This is a genomic window from Streptomyces sp. NRRL F-525, from assembly GCF_000716605.1.
In the GTDB taxonomy this organism is placed as follows: Bacteria; Actinomycetota; Actinomycetes; order Streptomycetales; family Streptomycetaceae; genus Streptomyces.
In genome coordinates, this window is record NZ_JNXE01000022.1 from 145,857 (window position 1) to 156,168 (window position 10,312).

Annotated in this window: 7 protein-coding genes and 1 pseudogene; 4 read left to right on the top strand and 4 right to left on the bottom strand. The window is 71.6% G+C overall.

Annotation, left to right across the window (positions count from 1 at the left end; genetic code table 11):
* Window positions 1–10 precede the first annotated feature (10 nt).
* Complete coding sequence (locus OO69_RS28945) at window positions 11–934, top strand: LysR family transcriptional regulator (RefSeq protein WP_033283761.1); 924 nt, start codon at window positions 11–13, stop codon at window positions 932–934.
* Here the strand turns inward: OO69_RS28945 and OO69_RS28950 are convergent.
* Both OO69_RS28950 and OO69_RS28955 read right to left on the bottom strand, forming a co-directional pair.
* Window positions 931–1,623 carry a gamma-glutamyl-gamma-aminobutyrate hydrolase family protein gene (locus OO69_RS28950; RefSeq protein WP_033283762.1) on the bottom strand — a complete coding sequence of 231 codons (693 nt, stop codon included), beginning with the start codon at window positions 1,621–1,623 and terminating at the stop codon, window positions 931–933. The two genes, OO69_RS28945 and OO69_RS28950, sit on opposite strands and share 4 nt — an antisense overlap.
* Before the next feature lie 71 nt (window positions 1,624–1,694).
* Window positions 1,695–2,429 (bottom strand): FadR/GntR family transcriptional regulator, encoded by a 735-nt coding sequence (locus tag OO69_RS28955; protein WP_033283763.1) that lies wholly within the window; start codon window positions 2,427–2,429, stop codon window positions 1,695–1,697.
* An 85-nt stretch (window positions 2,430–2,514) separates the two neighbouring features.
* On the opposite strand from OO69_RS28955, the gene OO69_RS28960 reads away from it, so the two are divergent.
* From OO69_RS28960 to OO69_RS28970, 3 genes are read left to right on the top strand one after another with little or no spacing between them, the layout of a single operon-like run.
* Window positions 2,515–3,885 (top strand): glutamine synthetase family protein, encoded by a 1,371-nt coding sequence (locus OO69_RS28960; RefSeq protein WP_033283764.1) that lies wholly within the window; start codon window positions 2,515–2,517, stop codon window positions 3,883–3,885.
* A gap of 8 nt (window positions 3,886–3,893) precedes the next feature.
* Window positions 3,894–5,303: an aldehyde dehydrogenase family protein gene (locus OO69_RS28965; protein WP_033283765.1), complete on the top strand. Its 1,410-nt coding sequence runs from the start codon at window positions 3,894–3,896 to the stop codon at window positions 5,301–5,303.
* On the top strand, window positions 5,300–6,082 hold the full coding sequence (locus tag OO69_RS28970) for a 3-oxoacyl-ACP reductase (protein ID WP_033283766.1): 783 nt from the start codon (window positions 5,300–5,302) through the stop codon (window positions 6,080–6,082). The genes OO69_RS28965 and OO69_RS28970 overlap by 4 nt, the downstream gene beginning before the upstream one ends.
* Window positions 6,083–6,159: 77 nt before the next feature.
* Here the strand turns inward: OO69_RS28970 and OO69_RS28975 are convergent, their stop codons facing one another.
* Both OO69_RS28975 and OO69_RS53125 read right to left on the bottom strand, forming a co-directional pair.
* Window positions 6,160–7,362 carry an amino acid deaminase/aldolase gene (locus OO69_RS28975; protein WP_033283767.1) on the bottom strand — a complete coding sequence of 401 codons (1,203 nt, stop codon included), beginning with the start codon at window positions 7,360–7,362 and terminating at the stop codon, window positions 6,160–6,162.
* Between the two features lie 2,609 nt (window positions 7,363–9,971).
* Window positions 9,972–10,312 (bottom strand): annotated as a pseudogene (locus tag OO69_RS53125) (hypothetical protein); the annotation flags it as partial.

The following is a 10,312-nucleotide window of genomic DNA, read 5'->3' on the forward strand; positions in this document are numbered from 1 at the left end:
AACTGGATTTATGAGCAACGGTGAGATGGGTGAGCGGCGGGAGGGGTCGATAGCGCACCGGGTGCCGGACCTCGGCGCGCTGGAGCTGCTGCTGGCGGTGGCCCGGCTCGGCAGTCTCGGCGCGGCGGCCCGCGAGCTGGGCATCACGCAGCCCGCGGCCAGCAGCCGCATCCGCTCCATGGAACGGCAGCTCGGCGTCGCCCTGGTCGACCGCTCACCGCGCGGCTCGACCCTGACCGACGCCGGTGCCCTGGTCACGGACTGGGCCCGCCGGGTCGTCGAGGCGGCGGCCGCCTTCGACGCGGGCGCCCAGGCCCTACGGCACCGCCGTGACTCCCGGCTCCGGGTCGCCGCCAGCATGACCATCGCCGAGTACCTCCTCCCCGGCTGGCTCCTCGCCCTGCGCTCCCAACGCCCGGACACAGCGGTCTCGTTGCTGGCCGGCAACTCGACCACGGTCGCGGAACGGCTCCTCGCCGACGAGGCCGACCTGGGTTTTGTGGAGGGTCTGTCCGTGCCCGCGGGACTGGATTCCACGGTGATCGCCCATGACCATTTGATCGTCGTGACCGCCCCAACCCATCCGTGGGCGCGTCGTCAACGCCCGGTACCGGCCGAGGAGTTGGCGTCCACACCCCTGATTCTGCGGGAGAAGGGTTCGGGGACAAGGCAGGTACTGGACGCGGCGCTCGGCGGACTGGCCCGCCCCCTCATCGAGTTGTCGTCCACTACGGCGGTCAAGGCGTCGGCGGTGAGCGGAGCGGGGCCCGCGGTGTTGAGCGAACTCGCCGTGGGGGAGGAGCTGTCGATGCGGAGGCTGGTGCGTATCCCGGTCGAAGGGGTCACTCTCGCCCGGGACTTGAGAGCGGTGTGGCCCACGGGGCACCGGCCGACGGGACCCGCGCGGGAGCTACTCTCGCTGACGCAGGGCTAGCGAGCCTTCGCGGCCGCTTCCACCAACGCCCGCATCACCCGCAGGTCCTCACCCATCTCGGGATGCCACTGCACCCCCAACACCCAGTCGGCGGACGGGAGTTCGACGGCCTCCGGGGTGCCGTCCTCGGCCCAGGCCGACACCGTCAGGCCCGCGCCCAGGCGGTCCACGCACTGGTGGTGGAACGTGGGGACCGAGGTCTCCTCCGGTACCGCCGACGCGTACAGGGTGCCCGGTACCGGCTTGACCGGGTGGCTGCCGAAGACGCCCGGGGTTTCCGCGTGGCCGTCGATGTGCTGGACGAGGGTGCCGCCCACAGCGACGTTCAGCAGCTGCATGCCCCGGCAGATGCCCAGGAGGGGGATGCCCGCTGTCAACGCGGCCTCTATCAGGGCGAGTTCCCAGGCGTCCCTGGCGGGGGCGGGCGGGCCGGAGCGGGGGTCGCGGTCGGCGCCGTAGCGGATCGGTTCCACGTCCGGGCCGCCGGCGATCACCAGGCCGTCGAGGCGGGCCACGGTCGCCGTGGCGTGCTCGGGGGAGTCCGGCGGCAGCATCGCGGCGAGGCCGCCCGCGTGCTGGACGAGCCGTGGGTAGCCGGCGGGCAGCAGGGCCGCCTCCAACTCCCAGGTGCCCCAGCGTGCTCCGGCCTCCAGATACGTACTGATACCGATCAGCGGTCTGCCCGCCATGCACCCCTCCGACGTGAAGCGAATTGAATGGACTCCGTGCGAACCATTGAACTACCCCGCTGGTCAGGCGGTCATGCGAGGAACCCGCGCAGCAGCGCCGCCGTCCCCGCGCAGTGCTCCCGCATCATCTCCCGCGCCCCGTCCGCGTCCCCGTCGAGGACCGCCTCGACCAGCGCGATGTGCTGGCGCTGCGAGTGCTCCAGGTTGCGGACCAGGAGGGGGATGCAGTCGAGGAGGTCGTTCACCGTGGCCCGTACCGCCGCGTACTGCGCGGTCAGGGTCGGTGAACCGCACAACTCGGCCAGGGTCAGGTGGAGCAGGGTGTCCAGGCGGCGGTAGTCGGCGAGCGGGGCGTCGTGCGTGCGGGCCAGGGCGTCCCGGAGGCGGTCCGCCTGATCGGTGCTCAGGCCGTGGGTCGCGCACAGGCCCGTCGCGCCGACCTCCAGCACCTCGCGGAAGCGCAGCACGTCCTCGATGTCGACCGCGCTGATCCGCCGCCGCAGTTCGTCCTCGCCGCCCGCGTCCGACTTCGGCAGGACGAACGTCCCGCCGTAGCGTCCGCGCCGCGACTCCACGAGACCCTGGTCCTGCAGTACCTTCAGAACCTCGCGCAGCGTCACCCGGCTGATCCCGAGCCGCTCGGCCAGCTCCCGCTCGGCCGGCAACCGTTCGCCCCCCGGCACCAGGCCCAGCCGTACGACCTGCAGTATCTGTTCCAGCGCCTCTTCGAATCCGTTGCCCGCCCGCACCGGCCGCAGTACCGGGGTCAACCGGTCCTCAAGCCCGTTCTCCGCTTCCAGCGACATATGGCGGCACCCCCTTCCCAAGCAATGGTTCTCCGCAATACCTTATGGCTTCCGGCTGACCGTAGAAGCCGAAGGAGGCTTTCCCGTGGCAGACCGCACACCCCCACTGGGCGTCGAGGCACTTCAACGCCTCGTCGCCAGTGGTGAGATCGACACTGTCGTCCTGGCTTTCCCCGATATGCAAGGGCGGCTGCAGGGCAAGCGGTTCGCCGCCCAGTTCTTCCTGGACGACGTGCTCCGGCACGGCACCGAGGGCTGCAACTACCTCCTCGCCGTCGACACCGAGATGAACACGGTCGACGGCTACGCCATGTCCTCCTGGGAGCGCGGTTACGGCGACTTCGCCATGCACCCGGACCTGACCACCCTCCGCCGTGTGCCCTGGAACGCCGGCACCGCCCTGCTCATCGCCGACCTCGCCTGGAACGACGGATCGCCGGTGGTCGCCGCACCCCGCCAGATCCTGCGCCGCCAGCTGGAGCGCCTCGCCGAGCACGGTTTCACCGCGCAGGTCGGTACGGAGCTGGAGTTCATCGTGTTCAAGGACACGTACGAACAGGCCTGGGACGCCAACTACCGAGGGCTCACCCCGGCCAACCAGTACAACATCGACTATTCGGTGATGGGCACCGGCCGCATCGAGCCGCTGCTGCGCCGGATCCGCAACGACATGACCGTCGCCGGACTGACCGTCGAGTCCGCCAAGGGCGAGTGCAATCCCGGGCAGCACGAGATCGTCTTCCGCTACGACGACGCCCTCGTCACCTGCGACCAGCACGCGATCTACAAGACCGGCGCCAAGGAGATCGCCTCCCAGGAGGGCGTCTCGCTGACCTTCATGGCGAAGTACAACGAGCGCGAGGGCAACTCCTGCCACATCCACCTCTCGCTCGCCGACGCCGACGGCGGCAACGCCATGGCGGGGTCCTCGGACGACCCCGGCGGCATGTCGGAGGTCATGCGGTACTTCCTCGCCGGACAGCTCGCGGCGCTCCGCGACTTCTCGCTGCTCTACGCCCCGAACATCAACTCGTACAAGCGGTTCCAGCCGGGTTCCTTCGCGCCGACCGCCGTCGCCTGGGGCTACGACAACCGCACCTGCGCCCTCCGGGTCGTCGGCCACGGCCGCTCGATGCGCTTCGAGAACCGGCTGCCGGGCGGGGACGTGAATCCCCACCTGGCGGTGGCGGGCCTGGTCGCCGCCGGGCTCTACGGCATCGAGCACAAGCTGGAGCTGCCGGAGGCCTGCGCGGGCAACGCCTACAGCGGCGACTACGCGCACGTCCCCACCAATCTCCGCGAGGCCGCCGAGCTGTGGGAGAACAGCCCGATCGCCAAGGCCGCCTTCGGCGACGAGGTCGTCGCGCACTACCGCAACATGGCACGCGTCGAACTGGACGCCTTCGACGCCGCCGTCACCGACTGGGAGCTGCGTCGCTCCTTCGAACGTCTGTGAGGACCGTTTTGCCTGCCGAGCACCCGCTGGAAGTACTGAACCCCGCCACCGAGGAGGTCGTCGCCACCGTCCCCGCCGCCACCGCGGCCGACGTGGACGCCGCCGTCGTACGCGCCGCCCGGGCCCAGGCGAAGTGGGCGGCCCTGCCGCCCGCCGACCGGGCCCGGCTGCTGCGCCGTTTCGCGGCCGCCGTCGACGAACACCTCGAAGAACTGGCCCAGTTGGAGGTGCGCGAGTCCGGGCACACCGTCGGCAACGCCCGCTGGGAGGCCGGCAACGTCCGCGATCTCCTCGACTACGCGGCCGGGGGAGTGGAGCGGCTGACGGGTCGTCAGATCCCGGTCGCGGGCGGCCTCGACATCACGATCCTCGAACCGCTGGGCGTGGTGGGCGTGATCGCCCCCTGGAACTTCCCGATGCCGATCGCCGCGTGGGGCACCGCCCCGGCGCTCGCGGCCGGCAACGCGGTCATCCTCAAGCCGGCCGAGACGACCCCGCTGACCGCGCTCCGGCTGGCCGAACTCGCCCTGGAGGCAGGCCTTCCCGAGGGCCTCTTCCAGGTGCTGCCCGGCCACGGCCCGGTCGCGGGCACCGCCCTCGTCGAGCACCCGGGCGTCGCGAAGATCGTGTTCACCGGGTCAACCGCCGTGGGCAAACAGGTGTTGGCGAAGGGCTCGGCGCTCCTCAAGCGCGTCACCCTCGAACTCGGCGGCAAGAGCCCCAACATCATCTTCGCCGACGCGGACATCGAGGCCGCGGCCGCCGCAGCCCCCATGTCCTTCCTCGACAACTCCGGCCAGGACTGCTGCGCCCGCACCCGCATCCTGGTCCAACGGTCCGTCTACGACCGCTTCTTGGAGCTGCTGGCCCCCGCGATCGAGGGGGTGACGGTCGGCGACCCGGCCGACGAGAAGACGGACATGGGTCCGCTGATCTCCAAGGTGCAGCTGGAGAGGGTCCGTTCGTACGTCACGGACGACCTCGGCGGTATTCGCGGCAAGGCGCCCGAGGGGCCCGGCTTCTGGTTCCCGCCGACGGTGGTGACCGGAGTCGACCCGCACGCGCGCGTTGCCGTCGAGGAGGTCTTCGGCCCGGTCGCCGTGGTCCTCCCCTTCGAGGACGAGGCGGAGGCGATCGGCCTGGCCAACGCCACCGACTACGGCCTCTCCGGTTCCATCTGGACCCGGGACGTGGGCCGCGCCCTGCGTGTCTCGCAGGCCGTCCGGGCGGGCAACCTGTCCGTCAACTCCCATTCCAGCGTCCGCTATTGGACCCCCTTCGGCGGCTTCAAGCAGTCGGGTATCGGCCGCGAACTCGGCCCGGACGCGCTCACCGCCTTCACCGAAACCAAGAACGTCTTCATCAGCGACGTCTCCACCAGCAATGTCTCGACCAGCACGGAGGGCTCCGCACAGTGACCTCAGAGATTGTTTGCCGGCGTCTCGTCGGCCGTACCGCCGTCATCACCGGAGCCGGCAGCGGCATCGGCCTCGCCACCGCGCGCCGGTTCGCCTCCGAGGGCGCGAACGTCGTCTGCGGCGACATCGACGAAACGCACGGCAAGGCGGCGGCCGACGAGGTCGGCGGGCTGTTCGTGAAGGTCGACGTCACCGACCCCGAACAGGTCGAGGCGCTCTTCAAGACGGCCTTCGACACCTACGGCAGCGTCGACATCGCCTTCAACAACGCGGGCATCTCGCCGCCGGACGACGACTCGATCCTGGACACGGGACTTGAGGCGTGGAAGCGCGTCCAGGACGTCAACCTCACGTCGGTGTACCTGTGTTGCAAGGCCGCGATCCCGTACATGCGGCGCCAGGGCAAGGGCTCCATCATCAACACGGCGTCGTTCGTGGCGAGGATGGGCGCGGCGACGTCGCAGATCTCGTACACGGCGTCCAAGGGCGGTGTGCTGGCCATGTCCCGTGAACTGGGCGTGCAGTTCGCCCGCGAGGGCATCCGCGTCAACGCGCTGTGCCCGGGACCGGTCAACACCCCGCTCCTGCAAGAGCTGTTCGCGAAGGACCCCGAGCGGGCCGCGCGCCGCCTGGTGCACATCCCGGTCGGCCGTTTCGCGGAGGCGACCGAGATCGCCGCCGCCGTGGCGTTCCTGGCGAGTGACGACTCGTCGTTCGTCAACGCCGCCGACTTCCTTGTGGACGGCGGGATTTCGGGGGCGTACGTCACGCCGATGTGAGGTTGGTAGGTCAGCACACAGCGACGGCCCGGATGAACTTCCGGGCCGTCGCGCGTTTCTGTCGGTCCGTCAATCCGTCACAGGAACGTCATGCCCTCGCCGCGGTACGTCGGCACGGTCGTGGTCACCGCGTCGCCCTCGATCAGGTGCAACGCGTCGAAGCGCTCGCAGAGTTCACCGGCCTTGGCGTGGCGGAACCACACCTTGTCGCCGATGAGGAGGTCGTCGGCGGGGGAGCCCAGCAGCGGCGTCTGTACCTCGCCGGGTCCTTCCTGGGGGTCGTAGCGCAGGCCCTCCGGGAGGTACGGAACCGGGAGCCGGTCGGGGCCGGCGGCGCCGGAGGCGGGGTAGCCGCCGCCGAGGACGGTGACGACGCCGACGCCCGGGCGCCGTACGACGGGCATGGCGAAGAGCGCGGACGGACGGCCGTGGAACGACGTGTAGTTGTCGAAGAGGCGCGGCACGTACAGCCCGGAACCGGCCGCGATCTCGGTCACGGCGTCCTCGGCGGCGGTGTGCTGCACACTGCCGGTGCCGCCGCCGTTGACGAACTCCAGGTCGGGCACGACCGCCCTGACCGCGCGCACCACTTGCGCGCGCCGCTCGGCGAGTTCGCGCTTGGCGGTGGCCTGCATCAGCCGGATGGCGCGGGACCGGAACGGCCGCCCGGCGACGGAGTCACCGACACCGGCGATGTGGCCTTCGTAGGCCATGATCCCGACGACCTTGAAGCCGGGGCGGCGGGACACCGTCCGGGCCATGTCGGCGAGTTGGGCGGGGGAGCGGAGGGGGGAGCGGAGCGCGCCGATGCGGACGCGGCCGCCGAGCATCCGCAGTGAGGTGTCCAACTCCAGGCAGACGCGGATGACTTCGGTGCCGCCGTCGCGTGAGTCGTCGATGAGTTTGAGCTGGGCCGGGTCGTCGATCATCACGGTGACGGCGGCGGCGAGCTTGGGGTCGTTGGCGAGTTCGCCGAAGGCGGCGTGGTCGGCGGAGGGATAGGCGAGGAGGACGTCCTCGAACCCGGAGCGGGCGAGCCACAGCGACTCGGCCAGGGTGAAGGACATCAGGCCCGCGAAGCCGTCCCTGGCCAGGACGCGTTCGAGGAGCGCTCGACAGCGGACGGACTTGCTGGCGACGCGGACCGGCTTGCCGCCGGCCCGGCGGACGAGGTCGTCCGCGTTGGCATCGAAGGCGTCCAGGTCGACGATCGCGAGAGGGGCGTCGAGGTGGGCGGTGGCCCGGTCGTAACGGGCCCGGTCGGCGGCGCGCGCAGTCATGAACGCAGCCTGCCAGACAGGATTACCGCAGGGTAGGGGGACGTTCCGGGCAGATGCCCCGGGGGTGTGGACTGGTTCCCGTTCGAGCGGGGTCAACCCGTAGAGTGACGCGCACGCACGGAGGAAACGCCGCCGGTCGTTCGACCGCGCCCGGGATGGCGGTCCGCCGCCGCGGGTATGCGTGCCCGGGACGACTTTGTTCTCGTGTCTTTGTTTTTTGTGTCGTGCCGGGTGAGAGCGGGGTGGACGCCGGTCCGTATACGAGCACGGGCAGGAGTACACCGGCCCGCGTACGGACGAACGGTGGCCCGGGTACGAGGAAACGGGGGGTGCATGAGCACGGAAGCGCGACGCGCCCCCGGACCGGCGGGTTCGACGCCGCCGCACCGGCCGCCGGGGTCGGTGAATCCCGTGAATCCGGTGAACGGAACGAACGGCACGAACGGGACGAATTCGGGGAACGTGACGGACTCGGCGGGGCGGCCGACGGCCGACGAGGCAACGGGCGAGGACTTGGACCGACCGCATTCTGGTTCTGTGGGGGATTCGGGGACGAGGGGGGCTTCGGGGGCGGCTGCGGCAGGGGGCACTTCGGGTGCTGCCTCGGCTTCCGGTCCGGCTCCGGGTTCCGCTTCGAGGGGTGGCCAGAGGACGCCGAGTGCGTCGAACAGGCCTGGTGCGTCGAGTACTTCGAGTGCGTGGGACGCGTGGAGTGCGCCGGGGATGCCGGGTGCGTCCACGAACGGCGGGGCGTCGGAGCGGCGGCCTGCCTCGGGCGCTCACGCGCGCGGGCGACGGGCGGCGGGGGATGCGCCGCGGTCGGGTGACGGTGCGGGTGCGGGTGTAGCGGGGTCGGGTGACTCGGCGGCTGCTGGAGCTTCGCGGACTGGGCGAGAGCCGTTCGCGGCTGGTTCCGGTGCGGGTTCCAGTACGGGGTGGTGGGACCGCGGTGACGGGAGGCGTACGGCACCGCAGAACGGTGGGTCCGATCCCGGCGCGGTGTCTTCGAGTGCTGGGTCTTCGAGCAACGGCTTCGAAGGCCGTGGCGGGTCCTCTGACGGGCGGCCGCGTTTTCCCGGCCTTCGGCCTTTCTCACCCCCTGCCATGGACTCCGTGAGCCCACCTCCTCCGCCGGCTTCGGCACGGTTCCCGGACACCCCGCCCGCGCCCGGCGGCGAGGCGCTCCGCGCGAACGCCGATGGAGCCGCGCGGGGAACTGTTCCACCCCGGCCGCCTCACCGTCCTACGACGTCGGCAGGTGGTAACGAGGCGCTGTGGGAACCCAGTTCGGAGTCGGCTGGTTCGGGGGTGCCTTCGCCTCCGGGTGAGGCGTTCGACTGGTTGCACGAGAATTCGGTGCGTTCGGCGACGTCTTCCGCTCCGGGTGTCCCGTTGCGTGCCGCAGGTGAGGCTTCCGGTGGGGCGCCAGATCCGCTCGGCCATGTCCCGGGCCGTCCGGTAGCGCCTCCCGGTTCTGCTGCTCCGTCGCGTCCTGCGGGTCAGGCTCCGGGGGAGGCGTTCGACTGGTCGCGCCAGGATTCGGCTGGTTCGGGGATGCCTCCTGTCCCAGGTGTCCCGCCGCGCGCTGCGAGTGAGGGCCCTGGTCAGTCGCCCGACCGGCTTCGCCATGCCCCCGGGCGCCCGGGAACGCCTCCCGGCTCCGCCATTCCACCCGGTCCGTTTGGCGAGGCTCCGCCTCAAGCGTCCGATCGGCTCGGCCAGGACTCTGCTCGCCAGGCAGCCTCTTCCGGTCCGGCGACTCCGCCGCGCCCCGAGGACGAGGCGCCGCGTCGGTCGTCGGACCCGCAGGGCTATGTCCCCACGCGTCCGGGGACATCGGCCGGCCCCGCCACCTCGTCCGGTTCGGCGGCCGACGCTCCGCGTGAGTCGTCCGACTCGCAGCGGTACATCCCGACCCGTCCGGGGACAACCGCCGACGCGGGCACCCCGCCGCGCCCTGCGAGCGAGGCCCCCCATCCGTCGTCCGACCGGCCTCGTAAGGATTCGGCCCGCTCGTCTACGCCTCCTGCCCCGGCCACGCCGCCGCGCCCTGAGGGTGGGGCCTCCCGTCGGTCGTCCGACCGGCAGCGCTACGTCCCCACGCGTCCGGGGACATCAGCCGGCCCTGCCACCTCGTCCGGTTCGGCGGCCGAGGTTCCGCCCCAGCCGTCCGACCGGCCTCGTGAGGATTCGGCCCGCTCGGCGACGCCTCCCGAGGGCGGGGCCTCGCGTCGGTCGTCCGATCAACTGGGCCAGGACTCGAACCGCCCGGTGACGCCCCCCGCCCCGGCGACTCCGCCGCGCCCCGAGGCCGAGCCGTCACGTCAGTCGTCCGACCGGCAGCGCTACGTCCCTACGCGTCCGGGAACATCCGCCGGGTCCACCACCCCGCCCCGCCCGACAACCGAGCCCTCATCCCCGGCACCCGACCGGCAGAACCCCACCCCCACCCGCCCGTCGGCTCCGCCCTCCAGCCCCGCCCCCGAGCCCTCCTCGGAGACCACCGATCGGCTCCGGCCGGAAACCCCTTGGCGGGGCGAGTCGTTCACGGATCCCACCGGCGGCGCTCCCAGCCGTGGTGCGTGGTCACCCTCCGGTGGCAACGCGCCCTACCCCTCCGACACCCACCCCACCGCACCCGGCTCCTCCACGCCCGGCGCCCAGAGCTCCACCGTCGACGACACCGCCACTTGGTCACCGCCCGCCCCCCGTAACCCAGTTGGGCCCGCCGCAGACGACACCGACACCCGTGCCTGGTCGGCAACCGCTCCCAGCGCGCCGGTCGGACCCACCGTCGAGGACGCCACCTCCTGGTCAACGGACACCCCCAGCAAGCCAGTTGGGCCCACCCCCGACAACGCCGACACCCGAGCCTGGTCAACTACCGCCCCCAGCACCCCAGTCGAGCCCATGCCCGCCTGGACCCCCTCACCCCCCGGCACCCCCACCC

Bases quoted from the DNA above. Each gene is read 5' to 3' on its own strand.
- OO69_RS28945 (WP_033283761.1), top strand. From the start codon at position 11: ATGAGCAACGGTGAGATGGGTGAGCGGCGGGAGGGGTCGATAGCGCAC.
- OO69_RS28950 (WP_033283762.1), bottom strand. From the start codon at position 1,623: ATGGCGGGCAGACCGCTGATCGGTATCAGTACGTATCTGGAGGCCGGA.
- OO69_RS28955 (WP_033283763.1), bottom strand. From the start codon at position 2,429: ATGTCGCTGGAAGCGGAGAACGGGCTTGAGGACCGGTTGACCCCGGTA.
- OO69_RS28975 (WP_033283767.1), bottom strand. From the start codon at position 7,362: ATGACTGCGCGCGCCGCCGACCGGGCCCGTTACGACCGGGCCACCGCC.